Source organism: Kribbella sp. VKM Ac-2569 (assembly GCF_004216905.1).
GTDB lineage: Bacteria > Actinomycetota > Actinomycetes > Propionibacteriales > Kribbellaceae > Kribbella.
Map to the genome: position 1 here is coordinate 268478 of NZ_SGXJ01000006.1, position 17193 is coordinate 285670.

Here is a 17193-nt window from a genome sequence, read left to right on the forward strand (position 1 = left end):
ATGCGCAAGATCATCGCCTCGGCGCTGATGACGCTCGACGGAGTCGTAGAGGACCCAGGAGGCTACAGCGGTACGGCGTACGGCGGCTGGGCGCAACCGTACTTCGGCCAGGAATCGGTGCGTCTGTCCATCGAGAAGCTGGCGACCTGCGACTACTTCCTGTGTGGGCGGCGTACGTACGAGATGTTCGCCGCCGCCTGGGGAAACGCCGACGGGCCGTACGCCGATCGTCTGCGAAGCCTGCCCAAACTCGTTGCCTCCAGCACCTTGACCGGGAAGCTGACGTGGAACGCGACACTGCTGGAAGGCGATGCGATCGCTGCTCTCCGGCAGATCAAGAAGGAGGACGGCGGCGACATCATGATGTACGGCAATCCGGCGCTCCTGCGCAGCCTGCTGGAGCACGGCCTGGTCGACGAGCTGGAGATCATGCTGCACCCGCTGGTGCTGGGCACGGGTCAGATGCTGTTCGCGGAACGCACCGAGCTGAAACTGGTGCGTCAGAAGACGCTGCAATCAGGCGTTCTGGTGTTGACCTACGAACCTGCATAGACGAAGGGGCCTGGTCGGATTGACCAGGCCCCAACACGTCAGCGAACCTCAGGAGGTGGCGCGCCTGCGGAAGAGGCTGGTGGCGCCGATGGCGGCACCGAAGACCGCCAGGCCGGCGAGAAGGCGGATCCAGCTGCGGTCGCCTTCACCGGTGGCCCCGGCCAGCTTGAGCGAGTACGCCGTTGCGCCGGCCGCACCCTCGGGAGCACCGAAAGGCATTGACTCGGTCTTGGCGCGGTCGGCGCCGGCGGAAAGCAGGCTGTAGCGGCGGCCGAAGTCGCGTGCGGTGTCGGCGCCGTTCTTGGTCAGCACCTTCGCACCTTCCTTCGAGAGCCGGCCGGCGCCGTCGGGGATAGCGGGCGCTTGTTCGGTGGCGGTGGTGAGACCGTCTGCCAGCTTGCCCGAACCCTCGGCCGCGGAGCCAATGCCGGTCGCCAGATCCTTGGAACCCTGCGCCAGCTGGTCCGAGCCGGTCTTGGCCTGGCCGACGCCGTCGGCCAGTTTGCCCGTACCGCCGGCCAGCAACCCGAGCCCGTTGCCGAGCTGCCCGGTGCCGTTCGCCAGCACGCCGGCACCTGCTTTGAGCTTGCCAGTGCCGGTGGACAGCGCACCCGCTCCCGTGTCGAGCTGGTCAGCGCCGTCCGACAGCTGGGTGAGGCCGGCCAGCAGCGTTTTACCACCTGCCTGGATCTGTCCGATGCCACCCTGCAGCCCGTTGACCCCACCACGCAGGGTCTTCTTGGCCGGCGTGTCCTTGGAAGTGCCGATGCCGCCCTGGACGCTGGCAACCACTCCGGACACCAGCTGAGTCACACCGGCATCCACCGCCATGAGTCCCTGCATCAGACCGGGCTCCGAGTCCGGGCAGCCCGCGACCCGGTTGTCGAGCCCGCACTGCAGCTGCGCAATACCTGGTACGGCGCGCTGGGTCAGCCGGCCCTTCAGGTAAGCGAGCGCAGCCTGCAGTCTGGCGGAATCCGGCAGCGGCTTGTCCAGATCGGGCACCGGGTCACCCATCGAGCCCATCTGGGCGATCACCGAGTCGAGGATCATCTTCTTGACCGGATTGGTCTCCGGCCCGACGTTCAGCGCCCCGGCCGGCCCGTTCAGCTGCGCGGCAGCGGCGCCATAGCAAGCCTCGTCGTACGTTCCGGCCGGCTTGCCCTTGCTGACCGCAGTGAGCGCGTCCGCCGCACAGTGCACGCCACCGCGCATCTTGTCGATTCCCGGACCGGAGGCCGCGAGCTGCTTCTTCAGCGTCTCCAATCCGCCGAGCAGCGTTCCCTCGGTTCCGACCGAGCCGATCCCCGCGCGGAGCTGTGCCACGCCGTCGTGCAGGCCTTTGGCCTTGGTGGGCAGTTGGCCGATGCCGCCGTACATCTGACCGAGCCCGTCCTCGACGCTCTTCAGCCCGCCGCTGACCTGGTTCAGTCCGTCGATCAGGGCAGGAGCCTTGCCGGTGGCCTCGTCCAGGCCGGAGGCGAGTTTGCCGGTGCCGGTCTTCAGCCGGCCAGCACCTGCGGCAAGGTCCTTCGCGCCTTTCTGCAGCTCACCCGCGCCCTTGTCCAGCTTGTCCGCACCCTTGGCGGCCTCGCCGGTCTTCGTGCGTAGCAGAGATGCACCTGACTCGAGCTCAGCCATGCCGTCGGCCAGCCGCGACGCACCGCCCGAGAGCTTCGTGGCACCAGGCGCGGCCTGGTTGGCGAGGCCTTCGTTCAGGGTCTTCGCACCGGCGTTCAGCTGGAGCAGGCCGGAGAGCAGCTTCTGGGCGCCGTCCCGCAGCCGGATCAGGTTCGAGTCGAGCGTCGTACCGCCCTCGACCAGGTCTGCGCCCTTCTCTGCGCCGCTCTGATACCCGGAGACCGCGGTCTTGAACGACGGGCTTTCCAGCGGGCTGACCGGCAACGCGGTCAGCTCGGCCTCGGGGACGATCGCGTCCTTGACCTCGGCCGCCCAGCCGAACTCCGCGGTCGCGGCGCCGACGGGCGGGAACAGCGTCGCGGTGAAGCTCAGCTTCGTACCGCCCTTGCCGTCGCCGGCCTTGTTCGCCTCGGCCGAGGTGACATCAGCGAATTCGGGCGGCAGCACAGTCGTCAGCTGACCGACCATCGGGATGACGACGTCGGCCTCCTCGACGACCTGCTTGCCGTACCCATCGGTGATCGTCACCGACTCGGTCTTGGCCGTGGTGTTCTCCACGACGTAGTGCGCCTCCAGCCGGCCCTTCTTGCCGACGACGTCACTGGGCTTGGACAGCTTCTTGCCGTTCAGGGTGTAGGTGACGGCGATCTTGATCGGCAGCTTCTTCTTGTCGAAGTCACTGACGGTGCGAATCCGCTGCTCTCCGTCCACCGACAGGTCCACAGCCATCTTGCCGTGCTCGACCGAGAAGCCGCCGAAGCTGTCCAGGTTGCGCAGGCTGTCGGTCGACACCGGGTTGGTGAGTTTCACCTTTCCGGTGCCGGCAAAGGCGAGTTGCTCGTAGATGCGGGCGCCTTCGACCTTGCCGCTGGGGTCGAGTCTGGCCTGCACAGTCTCGGTGTTGGTGACCGTGACGGGTCCGGCGGAGAGTGCGCTCGACGTGGCCAGCGCCGGGGACGTCGACAGGACGAAAGCGGAGGGGACGGCGATGACGACAGCCAGTCCCCGGGTGATGCGTCGGGCGGTCACGCACGGTCTCCTTCGGTCGAGGCAAGCTCACGGGTGTCGTCGGCCGGAACCCAGGCATCTTCTTCGGTCGGCTCGTCGGGTGGAACCTCGGAACGCTCAGCGGCCGGCGCCGGTCGCGGCCGCTGGAGCGAGGTCGCCAGGAACCCGAGCCCGGCCGCCAGCAGTACGCCGGTGGCCGCCGACGGCGACTGGGCCAGGAAGGCCGGGCTGTCCGCGGTATAGGTCTCCTCGTACACGGCGACCATCGCGGCAGCGCCGAGCAGTAAGGTCCACAACGGGATCCGGTCGGCCGAGCCGGCCGTGAACGCCACGCACACGGCCACGACGGCGACGGCCGCGACGGCGCGGCCGGACGCCGAGTCAGGCAGATAGAGCGCCCGTACGGCGAATCCGAGCCAGGCGACGAACAGCCCGATCAAGAAGCCGGCCGCGCGCATCGCCGGCGTGCGATCCTGCACCAGCCCCACCACGCCGCCCAGTGCCCCGCCGACCAGTGCCACGTGCTGCGTATCCAGACCGAGAGCTTCCCCGACCAGACACAACAGACACGCGACGACGGCCAGCAGCGCACCGGATACCAGGGTGCTGCGCTGCATTGAGTCCTCCACTCACTGTGGGACTCCGGGGACCCCCCGCCGGAAAATCCAAGTTTCAGGTACTTGAACTACTGTTCAGTACTTTGCTGACGGACGTTCCTACCAAGCAGTAACCATTGGTTTCAAGAGCGGAGAGATACCGACTGGAAACTGCCCGAAGTTCAAGTGTTTGAAGGCATTCCAGGACAATGCAAAAGCCGGGCCGGTCAGGGAGACCGGCCCGGCTCGAGCAGTGATCGTCAGGCGGAGACGTCCAACGCGTCCTTCGACTCGTTGAGGGTTACCTTGACGGTTTCGCCGTCGCGGATGGTGCCGTTGAGCAGGCCGCGGGCGAGTTCGTCGCCGATCGCGGACTGGACCAGGCGGCGGAGCGGGCGGGCGCCGTACACCGGGTCGTACCCGGTCAGCGCCAGCCACTCCATCGCGCCCTCGTCGACGTCCAGCGTGATCCGCCGATCGGTCAGCCGCCGCTGCAGCGCGACGATCTGCAAGCCAACGATCTGCGTCAGCTCCTCGCTGCCGAGCGCGTCGAACAGCACGATCTCGTCGAGCCGGTTGATGAACTCCGGCTTGAACGACTGCCGCACCACGGCCATCACCTGGTCGCGCTTGGCCTTGTCGTCCAGCGACAGATCTGCCAGGTACGCCGAACCCAGGTTGCTGGTGAGGATCAGGATCACGTTCCGGAAGTCGACCGTACGACCCTGGCCGTCGGTCAGCCGGCCGTCGTCCAGCACCTGCAGCAGGATGTCGAAGACCTCGGGGTGCGCCTTCTCCACCTCGTCGAGCAGAATCACCGAGTACGGACGGCGACGGACGGCCTCGGTCAGCTGGCCACCCTCTTCGTACCCGACGTACCCGGGCGGCGCGCCGACCAGCCGCGCGACGCTGTGCTTCTCGCCGTACTCCGACATGTCGATCCGGACCATCGCCCGCTCGTCGTCGAACAGAAAGTCCGCGAGCGCCTTCGCCAACTCGGTCTTACCCACACCGGTCGGGCCGAGGAACAGGAACGAACCGGTCGGCCGGTCCGGGTCGGAGATGCCCGCGCGCGCCCGCCGTACGGCGTCGCTCACGGCCTTGACCGCCTCGCGCTGACCGATCAGCCGGTGCCCGAGCTCGTCCTCCATCCGGAGCAGCTTGCCGGTCTCGCCCTCGAGCAGCCGGCCGGTCGGGATGCCGGTCCACATCGCGATCACCTCGGCGATCTCGGTCGGCCCGACCTCCTCGTTCACCATCGCTTCGGGGCCTTCGGCAACCTCTTCCTGGGCGTCGGCCTCCTCGAGCTCCTTGGTGAGCTGCGGAATCTCGCCGTACAGGATCCGGGCCGCGGTCTCCAGGTCGCCGTCGCGCTGGGCGCGCTCGGCCTGGCCGCGCAGCTCGTCGATGCGCTCCTTGATCTCACCGACCCGGTTCAGGCCGGTCTTCTCCCGCTCCCAGCGGGCCTCGAGCGCGCGCAGCTCCTCCTCGCGGTCGGCGAGGTCGGCGCGCAGCCGCTCCAGCCGTTCCTGCGACGAGGGGTCGTCCTCGCGGGACAGCGCCAGCTCCTCCATCTTCAGCCGGTCGACAGTACGGCGCAGTGAATCGATCTCGACCGGGGACGAGTCGATCTCCATCCGCAGCCGGGACGCGGCCTCGTCGACCAGGTCGATCGCCTTGTCGGGCAGCTGGCGACCGGTGATGTACCGATTCGACAGCGTCGCCGCCGCGACCAGCGCGGAGTCGGAGATCGCGACCTTGTGGTGCCCCTCGTAGCGCTCCTTCAGGCCACGCAGGATGGCGATCGAGTCCTCGACCGACGGCTCGCCGACGAACACCTGCTGGAAACGACGCTCCAGCGCCGGGTCCTTCTCGATGCGCGTCCGGTACTCGTCCAGGGTGGTCGCACCGATCATCCGCAGCTCACCGCGCGCCAGCATCGGCTTCAGCATGTTGCCGGCGTCCATCGCGCCCTCGCCGGACGCACCGGCGCCGACGACAGTGTGCAACTCGTCGATGAACGTGATGACCTGACCGTCGGACTCCTTGATCTCGGTCAGCACGGCCTTCAGCCGCTCCTCGAACTCACCGCGGTACTTCGCACCCGCGACCATCGCGCCGAGGTCCAGGCTGATCAGCCGGCGGCCACGCAGCGACTCGGGCACGTCACCGGCCACGATCCGCTGGGCCAGCCCCTCGACGACGGCGGTCTTGCCGACGCCGGGCTCACCGATCAGGACCGGGTTGTTCTTGGTACGGCGGGACAGCACCTGGACCACGCGCCGGATCTCGGTGTCCCGGCCGATCACGGGGTCGAGCTTGCCGTCGCGAGCCCGTTCGGTGAGGTCGACGCCGTACTTCTCCAGCGACTTGGTGGTGCCCTCGGCCTCCGGCGAGGTGATCCGGCGGTTGCCGCGCATGTGGTCGAACGCCTGCAGCAACGCCTCTGGCGTCACGCCGACCGCACTCTTCGCAGCTCCCTCGACGGTCGCGAGCGCGATCAGCAGGTGCTCGGTGGAGACGTACTCGTCCCCGAGCCCGAGGGCCCGCTGCTCCGCCTGGTTCAGCACGTCACCGGTCTTCGGCGACAGGCTCGGCGCCTGCACGCTGCCACCGCTCGCCTTCGGGAGTCGGCTCAGCTGCTCGGCGGTCTTCCGGCGTACGGCGTCGAGGTCGCCACCGGCCGCTTCGAGCAGGCCGATCGTGGTGCCCTCGGGCTGCGCGAGCAACCCGGACAGCAGGTGAATCGGTTCCACGGTCGGGTTGCCCGCCGCGGAGGTCTGACGGATCGCGACCGACAGGGTTTCGCGCGCGAGGGTCGTCAACCGCTGAACGTCCATCTAGTTCCAGCCTTTCAAGTTCCAGCAACAACAGTCACTAGATACAACTTATCCAAACTTGAGTCCATTCCACTCAACTCTGGAAAATCCCAGGGACAAGTCAGGGTCCCGGGGCATGACTGAGGGGTGGCACCGGTACGGCGCCACCCCTCGTGGAACAGGCTCAGGTGGTGAACTCCGACGCGCGGATCCGGTACACCTGCAGATTCAGGTTGTAGTACTTGTCGGTCTCGCCGACCCATTCCATGCCGAGCCGTCTCGCGGTGGCGATCGCGCGCTTGTTGGCCGGTCGCGCGACGGCGAACAGTTCGTCGACCTCGCCGTCGCCGAACGCCCAGCCCATCAACGCGTGGCTGGCCTCGGTCGCGTACCCGAAACCCCACGCGCTCGGCCGCAACTGCCAGCCGATCTCGAGATCCTCCTCGTACGGCGGGAGCAGGCGGATCAGCAACGCGCCGACGACCTCACCGTCGTCCCGGCGCGCGATCGCCCAACGGCCCGCGGGTACGACGAAGTTCGGCTGGGCCTCGATCCAGGACTGCAGGATCAACCGCATGGTTGCGGCGTCCGGCACCTTGTCGATGGCCGGTGACAGCCAGGGCGCCACGTCGGCGGAGCCAAAGATCTCCAGCGCGGCGTCGGCGTCGTCTTCCTCCCAGTCCCGGAGCAGCAGCCGGTCCGTCTCCAGCTTCAGCGTCACCTCGCCAGGGTATGCGTTGCCCGCCGGAAGACAACAGGACGAACGAGAACCGCAGGGCGGTCCTGGAACGGACCACCCTGCGGGGGTCGAAGGGCGCTGGGGGGTTAGCGCACCTTCGACTGTGGAGGCGTCGTGGGGGAACGACGACCTCCACCGGACCGGAGGCTCCGAGGGGGATCAGAACACTCCGGTGGCCCTATGAGATGTACGGCGGAGGATCAGCGAGGGCCGAGTTCCAGGGGCTGGGTGCGGATCCATCGCGTCGTGGTCTGCTGCCGGCCCATGGCGATCACGTCGCCTGCGGGACCGGCCGAGAAGACCCGGCTGGCGGCGGGACGCCGGGAGGCGCCGACACCGCGCTGGACTTCGGCCAGGAGCTGGTTGACCCGCTGACGCAGGTCCTCCACCTCCGACTGTAGCGCGAGGACGTGCCGAATTCCCGCGAGGTTGACGCCTTCTTCCTGGGACAGGTGCTGCACATAACGCAGCCTCGCCACGTCGTACGCCGAGTACCGCCGGCCGCGGCCGGACGCCCGGCTCGGCACTACCAGGCCGAGCCGGTCGTACTGGCGCAACGTCTGCGGATGCATGCCGGCCAGTTGGGCCGCCACCGAGATCACGTAGATCGGGGTGCGGTCGTCCCAGGTCGGCACCTGGCTGAACGGGATGCCCATCACGAGCTCCCGAACAACCCGGCCCGCAGATCAGGCTGGTCCGACGCGGAGCTGAACTCCTGCAGCTTCTCTTTCTGCTCGTCGGTCAGCTCGTGCGGGACCTGCACTTCGAGCGTGAGCATCAGGTCGCCCTTGGTCCCGTCCCGCCGGACCGAACCCTTGCCGCGGACGCGCAGCTTGCTCCCGTTCGCCGTACCTGCTGGGATCCGGACCGTGACGGGCAGGCCGTCGAGGGTCGGAACCTTGATCTCGGCACCCAGCGCCGCCTCGGTGAAACTCACCGGGACGTTGAGCGTCAGGTGCTCGCCCTGCCGGCCGAAGATCCGGTGCGGCTTGACGTGCACGGTGACGTAGAGGTCGCCCGCGGGGCCACCCCGTTCGCCCGCCGCGCCCTTGCCCTTCAGCCGGATCCGCTGACCGTCCTGCACGCCCGCGGGGATGCGGACCTGCATGGTCTTGCTCGACTGGCCGCGGCCGGAGCCGTGGCAGGTCTCGCACGGCTGGTCGACGACCAGACCGCGACCCTTGCACTCGGTGCACGGCTCGGTCATCGCGAACACACCACCCTGCACCGAGGTCTGCATACCCGTGCCTTCGCACTTCAGGCAGACCCTCGGCACAGTGCCGTACTTCGCACCGGTCCCGCGACACGTCGCGCACGGCTCGTCGCTGGTCATCCGGAGCCCGACCGTGACACCGTTCACGGCCTCGGCGAAGTCGATCGTCGCCTCGGTCTCGATGTCCTGACCGCGCCGCGGACGGGCCGTGGTGGTGGTCGTGGTCCGGCCACCACCGCCGAACATGCCGCCCAGGATGTCGCCGAGGCCGCTGCCGCCGCCTTGGCCGCCGCGGTTGAACAGGTCACCGACGTTGAAGTCGAAGCCACCGCCCTGACCGCTGCCGCTCGGCATCCGGAAGCCGCCGCTGCCGAACAGCCGGCGTGCCTCGTCGTACTCCTTGCGCTTCTTCGGGTCGCCGACGACGTCGTACGCCTCGGAGACCTCCTTGAACTTGGCTTCCGCCTTGGTGTCCCCGGCGTTGGAGTCCGGGTGGTACTGCCGGGCCAGCTTGCGGTAGGCCTTCTTGATCTCGTCGGCCTCGGCGGTCTTGGAGACGCCGAGAATCTTGTAGAAGTCCTTCTCGATCCAGTCCTTCTGGCTCATCTGGCGCCTCCCCTCCCGTCGTGGTCGGTACTACTCCGCGGACCTGTCCGCGTCTTCATCAGTGCTCTCCACCGGTACGTCGGCCTTCGCGGCCTCGCCCGGCAGTTGTTCGGTCGGCTCCGACACGGCCACTCGCGCCGCCCGCAGGATCCGCTCACCGTGGCGGTAGCCCGGTTGCATGATCATCGTCGCGGTCGGACCCTCGACCTCGTCGGAGTAGTTGTGCAGCAGGGCCTCGTGGATCCGCGGGTCGAAGGTGTCGCCCTTCTCGCCGAACTTCACCAGGCCGAGCTTCTCGGTGACCCGCTCCAGCGACTCGGCGACAGCCTTGAACGCGCCCTCGAGCTCACCGGCTTCGCGGGCCCGGCCGACGTCGTCCAGGATCCCGAGCAGTTCGGACAGCACCGTGCCGATCACCAGCTCGCGGGACGCTTCCCGCTCCCGGTCCACGCGGCGCTTGTAGTTCACGTACTCGGCCTGCAGTCGCTGCAGGTCCGCTGTACGCTCCGCGAGCGCCTCGGTCAGCAGGGCCTCCTGGGCGGACGGACCGATCAGATCGGACGGGTCCCGCGGCGGCTGTCCGCTCGGGGCCCCCGCCGCGGGAGCCGCGGACTGGTCCGCAGGCTCCCGCAACTTGCCGGTTTCCGGGTCGATCCGGCGCTTGTCGCGGATGACGGGCTCCCCGTCACCGAACTCGCTGCCAGTCGGTCGATCCGTCACTTGTCCTCCGTCTTGTCCTGCGGCCGGTCCTCGTCCACGATCTCGGCGTCGACGACATCGTCGTCGTTGCTGTTGCTGCTGCCGGTCGTGTCCTCGGAGGTGGCGCCGTCGTCGGTCGAACCGCCGGCGGCCTGGGCGTTCGCGTACATCGCGGCGCCCATCTTCTGGCTGGACTGGGCGAGCTTCTCCGAGGCGGCCTTGACCGCGTCGGCGTCGTCACCCTCGAGGGCCTTCTTCAGCTCGGCCACGCCGTCCTTGACCTCGGTCTTGACGTCGTCCGGAACCTTGTCCTCGTTCTCCTGCAGGAACTTCTCGGTCTGGTAGACCAGCGACTCCGCCTGGTTGCGGTTCTCCACCGCCTCGCGGCGCTGCCGGTCCTCCTCGGCGTACTGCTCGGCGTCGCGGACCATCTGGTCGATGTCGGTCTTCGGCAGCGCGGAGCCACCCGTGACCGTCATCCGCTGCTCCTTGCCGGTGGCCAGGTCCTTGGCGTTCACGTGCACGATGCCGTTCGCGTCGATGTCGAAGGTGACCTCGATCTGCGGCACGTTCCGCGGCGCCGGCGGCAGGCCGGTCAGCTCGAAGTTGCCGAGCGACTTGTTGTCGCGGGCCATCTCGCGCTCGCCCTGGTACACCTGGATCATCACCGACGGCTGGTTGTCCTCGGCCGTGGTGAAGATCTCCGAACCCTTGGTCGGGATCGTGGTGTTGCGCTCGATGATCTTGGTGAACACGCCGCCCTTGGTCTCGATACCGAGGCTCAGCGGGGTCACGTCGAGCAGCAGGACGTCCTTGACCTCACCCTTCAGCACACCGGCCTGCAGGGAGGCGCCGACCGCGACGACCTCGTCCGGGTTCACACCCTTGTTCGGGTCCTTGCCGCCGGTCAGCTCCTTGACCAGCTCGGCGACCGCGGGCATCCGGGTCGAACCGCCGACCAGGATCACGTGGTCGATCTTGGCCACGTCGATACCGGCGTCCTTGATGACGGCCTTGAACGGGGCGCGGGCGCGCTCCAGCAGGTCGTTGCTCATCTTCTGGAACTCGGCCCGGGAGAGCTTCTCCTCCAGGTGCAGCGGGCCCGCGTCGGTGAGGCTCAGGTACGGCAGGTGGATCGTGGTCTCGGCCGCGGCGGACAGCTCGATCTTCGCCTTCTCGGCGGCCTCGGTGAGGCGCTGCATCGCCATCTTGTCGCCGGACAGGTCGGTGCCGTTCTTGTTCTTGAACTGAGTCACCAGCCACTGCACGATCCGCGCGTCCCAGTCGTCACCACCGAGGTGGTTGTCACCGCTGGTCGCCTTCACCTCGAAGACACCGTCGCCGATCTCCAGCAGCGAGACGTCGAACGTGCCGCCGCCGAGGTCGAAGACCAGGATGGTCTGCTCGGTGCCCTTGTCCAGGCCGTAGGCGAGCGCGGCCGCGGTCGGCTCGTTGACGATCCGGTGCACCTTCAGGCCCGCGATCTCGCCGGCCTCCTTGGTCGCCTGGCGCTGCGCGTCGGAGAAGTACGCCGGCACGGTGATGACCGCGTCGGTGACCTGCTCCCCGAGGTACGCCTCGGCGTCCCGCTTCAGCTTCTGCAGCACGAACGCGCTGATCTGCTGCGGCGTGAACTTCTTGCCGTCGATGTCGACGCTCCAGGCCTCGCCCATGTGGCGCTTGACCGAGCGGATGGTGCGGTCCACGTTCGTGGTGGCCTGGCGCTTCGCCACCTCGCCGACCAGGACCTCGCCGTTCTTGGCGAAAGCCACCACCGAGGGCGTCGTGCGCGCTCCCTCGGCGTTGGGGATGACGGTGGGCTCGCCACCTTCCAGTACGGCGATGACGGAGTTCGTCGTACCGAGATCGATACCGACCGCGCGGGCCATTCTTTACCTCCACGAAGTTGAGTGATACAGACTCAATGTTGCCCGTTCGTCCGCCTCGGTTCAAATCCGTGACTGAACAAACTTGAGTTCACTGGACTCAACATTGCACGACGGTCAGGTCATTCCCAAGGGCGGCCCCCGATTTCGGGGTCCCGGCCAGGGTGCGGCCAGGGAGACCCCTCCCGATGCAAACGTTTACCGTGCGATCCTGCTCAGTGTGAAACTCCGCCCGATGACCGCAGCCGACCTCGGCGCGGTTCTCGCGCTGAATGCCTCCGCCGCGGGGCTCGTCGACCCCCTGAACCCCGACCGCCTGGACTGGCTCCGGCTGATCGCCGCACACGCCGTCGTCGTCGACCTGGACGACGTACCCGCCGGGTTCGTCCTCACGTTCACCCCGGGTTCGGCGTACGACGGGCTGGCGTTCGAGGCGTTCACCCAGACGTACGCCGACCGGTTCCTGCTCATAGAGCGAATCGTGATCGCCGCCGAGCACCGGCGCACCGGCATCGCGACCCAGGTCTACCGCGCGATCGAACGAGCCGCCAAGCCCTTCGACCGCACAGTCGCCGCCGTCCCGACTGACACGCCGGCGATCGACTTCCACCACGCCCGCGGCTACATCGAGGTCGCCAAACAACGCCTCCCCAACGGCACCACCACCGCCCTCCTGTCCAAGGAACTGTCCGACTAGATTGCGACCGCCAGGCCATCACAATTGAACGTCCCTCGCCTGGCCACGCGGGCACGGCCAGCCGGCCGTCAATTGTGATGGCCTGGAGATCGCCTGTGGACAACTCCCGACGCGACATGCGCTAGGTGCGCCACCATGAAGACGTGCCCGAGGTCATCGATGTGCTGCTGCGACGGGAGGGCGTGGCGACGTTCGGAGAGCTGCGGGCGATCGTGTCCGGCCACGCGATTCGCGCCGCCCTGGCCGGCGGATCGATCCGCCGGATCGCGAAAGGCGTCTATGCGCTGCCGACTGCGCCCGATCCGATCGCGGCCGCCCGTGCCCAGGGCGGGCTGGTGTCGCATCTCAGCGCAGCGGTGCTGCACGGATTCGACGTGCTGGAACTGCCGGACAAACCCCAGATCACCGTCCCGCGCGGGCAGCACCGACGGCTGAGTCCGGTGAAGTGCGAGCTGCACTGGGCCGACAACGTGCCGTCCGACGGCCCGTGCACCAGCAGGCTCCAGACGGTTCTGGACTGCGCGCGGACCTTGCCGTTCGCGGCCGGTCTCTCGATCGCAGACTCCGCGCTCCGCGGTCGTGTCCTGGACCGCTCCCAGCTCATGGTCGCCGCTGCGGAGCTGAGCGGACCGGGCTGTCGACGGGCGCGGCGGGTTGCGGCCGCTGCGGACGGACGGGCCGAGTCGCCGCTCGAATCGGTGCTTCGCGCGATCCTGATCGAGGCGGGCATCATCGGGTTCGAGCCACAGGTCGTGGTGCGCGACGGCACCTTCTCGGCCCGGATCGACCTGGCCAACTCGGCGCTGATGATCGCGCTCGAGGCCGACAGCTTCGCCCACCACGGGACTCGTACGGCGCTCGCCCGCGATTGCCGTCGGCATGTCAGCCTGACGGTTCGCGGCTGGCGGCTCCTGCGGTTCTCCTGGGAGGACGTGATGTTCGACCGCGAGTGGGTGGTCGCCGCGATCCGCGCGGCGGTGGCCGGATCTCCAGGCCATCACAATGCTCGGGAATCGCGCCTGGCCACGCTGGGATCGATCGGCCAGGGGCAATTGTGATGGCGTGGGGGTTCGCCCCTACACCAGTCGCCCGGCGATGAAGGTTTGCGTGACCAAAGGGACCGCCGGGCGGTAGGCGAGGTGTAGGTAGGACGGGGCGTCCAGGACGGCTAGGTCGGCTTGGGTGCCGGGGGTTAGGTGGCCTAGGTCGGGGCGGCGGAGGGAAGCGGCTCCGCCGGCGGTGGCGGACCAGAGGGCTTCGGCGGGGGTCATGTGCATTTCGCGGACGGCGAGCGCGATGCAGAAGGGCATGGAGGACGAGTAGCCGGAGCCGGGGTTGCAGTCGGTGGCGAGGGCTACGGTGACGCCGGCGTCGAGGAGGCGGCGGGCGTTCGGGTACGGCGACCTCGTGGAGAACTCGATCGCGGGCAGCAGCCCGGCGACGACGCCACTCGAGGCGAGCGCGTCGACGTCGGCATCGGTGAGATAGGTGCAGTGATCGGCCGAGGCGGCGCCGACCTCGGCCGCGAGTTGGACGCCGGGCCCCTCGCCGAGTTGGTTGGCGTGCACTCGCGCTTGCAGGCCGCGCGCGATCCCGGCCTGGAGGATCGCCCGTCCTTGGTCCGCGTCGAACGCGCCACGCTCGACGAAGACGTCGATCCACCTCGAGTGCTTGGCCGCCGCGTCGAGCATCGGCCCCGTCACGAGCGACACGTAGCCCACCGGGTCGTCGGCGTAATCGGCCGGTACGACGTGCGCACCGAGGTACGTCGTCTCTTCGGTGAACTGCCGCGCGATCTGCAGCCCCCGCGCCTCGTCCGCGACCGTCAGCCCGTACCCGGACTTGATCTCGACGGTCGTCGTCCCCTGCCGGCGCATCTCCGCGACCAGCCGGGACACGTTCGCGGTCAGCTGTTCGTCGGTGGCCTCCCGCGTCGCCGCCACCGTGGTCCGGATGCCGCCCGCGGAGTACGGCGTACCGGTCATCCGGGCCGCGAACTCCTCGGCCCGGTCGCCGGCGAACACCAGGTGCGAGTGCGAGTCGACGAACCCCGGGATCACTGCCCGCCCGCCGAGGTCGATCGCACTGTCGGCCGCCGGCGCCTCGCGCCGCGATCCGACCCACGCGACCATGCTCCCGTCGATCACGAGCGCCGCGTCGTGGAGCTCACCGAGCAACCCGCCATGGGCGGGATCGTTCGTCACCAACGACCCGATACCGGTCAGCAGGAGTGAGCTCACGAGGTCACCGCCGCGATCGAGGTGGACAGAGCGGACGGTGCGTCGATCGTCGAGTGCTTGCCCGCAGCAACTACCCGTCGGCCGGAGACAACTACGTCGGTGACGTCCGCTGCCGTCGCGGCGAACACCGCGGTCTCCACGTTGCCGCCGGTGCCCGCCGTACGGACGCTGTCGAGGCGAATCGCGACGAGGTCTGCGCGAGCGCCGGGCGCGATCACTCCCGCGTCCTCGAAGCCGATCGAGCGGTGGCCGTCGACGGTTGCCGCCTTGAGGAGCTCCGCCGCGGACCAGTGACCGCGCTCCTGGGACGCCAGCCGTTCATCCAGCTCGACGGCTCGCATCTCCTCAAACAGATCGATCGCCGCGTGACTGTCCGAGCCCAGCGTCAACGGCGAGCCCGCATCCCGCAGCTGCACCGACGGACCGATCCCGTCCGCGAGATCGCGCTCTGTCGTCGGGCAGAAGCAGGAGTACGCCGCGGAACTCCCGAGCAGCCCGATGTCGACCGAGGTCAGATGCGTCGCATGCACCGCACTCGTCCGCCCGGACAGGAAACCGGCCTCGTCGAGCAACTGCGTCGGGGTCCGGCCGTACGCCGCGAGGCAGGCCTCGTTCTCCGCGACCTGCTCGGACAGATGGATATGAAGCGGTACGTCGGGAAACGCCGACGCGACCACCCCGAGCTGATCCTGCGGAACGCCCCGCACCGAATGCGCCGCCGCACCGATCACGACATCGTCCGCGCCGGCGAGCTGCGCGACCCGGGAGGCCCAGGCCGTGGCGTCGCCGTCGCTGAAGCGTTGCTGGACCTCGTTGAGCGGCTGGTCGATCCCACCCGCGATGTAGCAGGTGTCGAGCAACGCGATCCGGAGGCCGGCGTCACGCGCCGCCGCGATCAGCGCCGTACCCATGGCGTTCACATCGTCGTACCGTCGACCGCCGGGTGCATGGTGCAAGTAGTGGAATTCGCCGACCGCGGTGATCCCGGCGAGCAGCATCTCGGCGTACACGGCCTTTGCGAGCTCGTAGTACGTGTCGGGGGTGAGCGCGGCGGCGACGGCGTACATCTGCTCGCGCCAGGTCCAGAACGTGCCGCGCTCGGTCTGCGTGCGGCCGCGGAGCGCGCGGTGAAAAGCGTGACTGTGACAGTTCGCGAGCCCGGGGACGACGAGGCCGCTCAGCACCTGGGCGTCGCCGGGGTCGACACCAGCCACCACCGAGGCGAAGCGACCGTCGACCACCGACACCAGAACTCGTCCAGCGAGACCGTCGGGGAGGAGAGCGGTCTCGCACCAGTACGACGTCACTTCGCGAGATCCTTCAGTACGGCGGCCAGCGCGTCGACGCCGGCCAGGCAGTCGTCCAGCTCGGCGTACTCGGCCGGGGAATGCGAGATGCCCGTCGGGTTGCGGACGAACAGCATCGCGGTCGGGATCCCGGCGTCCGAGAACACGCCCGCGTCGTGCCCCGCGCCGGTCGGCAGCACCGGTGCGCCGTCGAGCACGTTCACCAACCGGTCGCGCAGTCCGGCCGGGAAGTCGACGACCGGCGAGACCGACTCAGGTGTCACCTCGAGCGTCGTACCGTCCCGCTCGGCGCGTTCCGTCGCCTGCTTGATGATTGCTGCGAGCAACGATTCGAGCGTGGCGGTGTCGGCGGCGCGGGCGTCGAGCCACGCGGTGACCTGGGACGGTACGGCGTTCGTCCCGTTGGGCTCCACCGAGAGCCGGCCGAACGTTGCGCGGGCGCCGGCGAGCCGGGCCTGCTTGTTGGCGGCGAGGGCGGTCATCGCGTACGTGAGCATCGGGTCGTGCCGGTCCTCCATCAGCGTGGTGCCGGCATGGTTGGCCTCACCACCGAACGTGAACCGGAATCGCCCGTGCGGCCAGATCGAGCTGGCCACGCCCACCGGCGCGGTCAATCCGCGACCCTGCTCCACGTGCAGCTCGACGAAGGTCCCCATCCTCCTCAGCAACGGCGACGGACCGACTCGGGCCGGGTCGAGACCCGCATCCTCCAGGGCCTCCCCCAGCCCGACGCCGGCCCGATCCTTCAACTGCAGAGCCTTCTCGGCGGACAATACTCCGGCCGCGACCCGGGACCCCAGACAGGGCATCCCGAATCGCGACCCTTCTTCTTCTACGAATGCCCCGATGCCGATCGGCACCCCAGGCTCGAATCCCTCTGCCCGCAACTGATCAACAGCCGCTAGCGCCGACACGACCCCGAGCGGGCCGTCGAACGCCCCGCCGTCGATCACCGAATCCAGATGGCTACCGGTGACCACACCAGGTCCGTCCGAGGCACCCCACCATGCGATGAGATTGCCTATGCCGTCGGATTCGACGGTCAGGCCGCGGGCGGCGCACTGGTCCAGGAACCAGTGCGTCGCCTCGCGTTCGGTGGGAGACCAGCCGCCGCGGGTGTAACCGCCGGTGTCGGGGTTACGGCCGATGGCGGACTCGTCCGCCCAGAGGGATTCGAAGCTCAAGACAGA

At 68.6% G+C, this 17193-nt stretch carries 14 protein-coding genes; 3 read left to right on the forward strand and 11 right to left on the reverse strand.

Annotation, left to right across the window (positions count from 1 at the left end):
- Window positions 1-552, forward strand: a complete 552-nt coding sequence (locus EV649_RS35385) for a dihydrofolate reductase family protein (protein WP_130388048.1) — start codon at window positions 1-3, stop codon at window positions 550-552.
- A 48-nt stretch (window positions 553-600) separates the two neighbouring features.
- Here EV649_RS35385 and EV649_RS35390 read toward each other — a convergent pair whose 3' ends face one another.
- From EV649_RS35390 to dnaK, 8 genes are all read right to left on the reverse strand, one after another.
- Window positions 601-3222, reverse strand: coding sequence for a hypothetical protein (locus EV649_RS35390; protein ID WP_130388049.1), 2622 nt, complete (start codon window positions 3220-3222; stop codon window positions 601-603).
- Window positions 3219-3818 carry a hypothetical protein gene (locus EV649_RS35395; RefSeq protein WP_130388050.1) on the reverse strand — a complete coding sequence of 200 codons (600 nt, stop codon included), beginning with the start codon at window positions 3816-3818 and terminating at the stop codon, window positions 3219-3221. The genes EV649_RS35390 and EV649_RS35395 overlap by 4 nt, the downstream gene beginning before the upstream one ends.
- Window positions 3819-4057: 239 nt before the next feature.
- Window positions 4058-6637, reverse strand: a complete 2580-nt coding sequence (gene clpB / locus EV649_RS35400; RefSeq protein ID WP_130388051.1) for an ATP-dependent chaperone ClpB — start codon at window positions 6635-6637, stop codon at window positions 4058-4060.
- Window positions 6638-6800: 163 nt separating this feature from the next.
- A complete protein-coding gene (locus EV649_RS35405) occupies window positions 6801-7337 on the reverse strand; it encodes a GNAT family N-acetyltransferase (protein WP_130388052.1) in 537 nt (178 codons plus the stop codon).
- Between the two features lie 218 nt (window positions 7338-7555).
- Entirely contained in the window at window positions 7556-8011 is a 456-nt protein-coding gene (locus EV649_RS35410) for a helix-turn-helix transcriptional regulator (protein WP_130388053.1), read from the reverse strand.
- Window positions 8011-9174 (reverse strand): molecular chaperone DnaJ, encoded by a 1164-nt coding sequence (gene dnaJ / locus EV649_RS35415; protein WP_130388054.1) that lies wholly within the window; start codon window positions 9172-9174, stop codon window positions 8011-8013. Before dnaJ ends, EV649_RS35410 begins: the two co-directional genes overlap by 1 nt.
- 30 nt (window positions 9175-9204) lie before the next feature.
- Window positions 9205-9894: a nucleotide exchange factor GrpE gene (gene grpE, locus EV649_RS35420; protein WP_130388055.1), complete on the reverse strand. Its 690-nt coding sequence runs from the start codon at window positions 9892-9894 to the stop codon at window positions 9205-9207.
- Entirely contained in the window at window positions 9891-11762 is a 1872-nt protein-coding gene (gene dnaK, locus EV649_RS35425) for a molecular chaperone DnaK (RefSeq protein WP_130388056.1), read from the reverse strand. The genes grpE and dnaK overlap by 4 nt, the downstream gene beginning before the upstream one ends.
- Window positions 11763-11994: 232 nt before the next feature.
- Between dnaK and EV649_RS35430 the strand changes: the two genes are divergently transcribed.
- Both EV649_RS35430 and EV649_RS35435 read left to right on the forward strand, forming a co-directional pair.
- A complete protein-coding gene (locus EV649_RS35430) occupies window positions 11995-12456 on the forward strand; it encodes a GNAT family N-acetyltransferase (protein ID WP_130388057.1) in 462 nt (153 codons plus the stop codon).
- 143 nt (window positions 12457-12599) lie between these two features.
- Complete coding sequence (locus EV649_RS35435) at window positions 12600-13514, forward strand: DUF559 domain-containing protein (protein ID WP_130388058.1); 915 nt, start codon at window positions 12600-12602, stop codon at window positions 13512-13514.
- Between the two features lie 18 nt (window positions 13515-13532).
- Here EV649_RS35435 and hutI read toward each other — a convergent pair whose 3' ends face one another.
- From hutI to EV649_RS35450, 3 genes are read right to left on the reverse strand one after another with little or no spacing between them, the layout of a single operon-like run.
- Entirely contained in the window at window positions 13533-14696 is a 1164-nt protein-coding gene (hutI, locus tag EV649_RS35440) for an imidazolonepropionase (RefSeq protein WP_130388059.1), read from the reverse strand.
- On the reverse strand, window positions 14693-16003 hold the full coding sequence (locus tag EV649_RS35445) for a formimidoylglutamate deiminase (RefSeq protein ID WP_130388060.1): 1311 nt from the start codon (window positions 16001-16003) through the stop codon (window positions 14693-14695). Before EV649_RS35445 ends, hutI begins: the two co-directional genes overlap by 4 nt.
- A complete protein-coding gene (locus tag EV649_RS35450) occupies window positions 16000-17187 on the reverse strand; it encodes an allantoate amidohydrolase (protein WP_130388061.1) in 1188 nt (395 codons plus the stop codon). The genes EV649_RS35445 and EV649_RS35450 overlap by 4 nt, the downstream gene beginning before the upstream one ends.
- Between the last annotated feature and the right edge of the window lie 6 nt (window positions 17188-17193).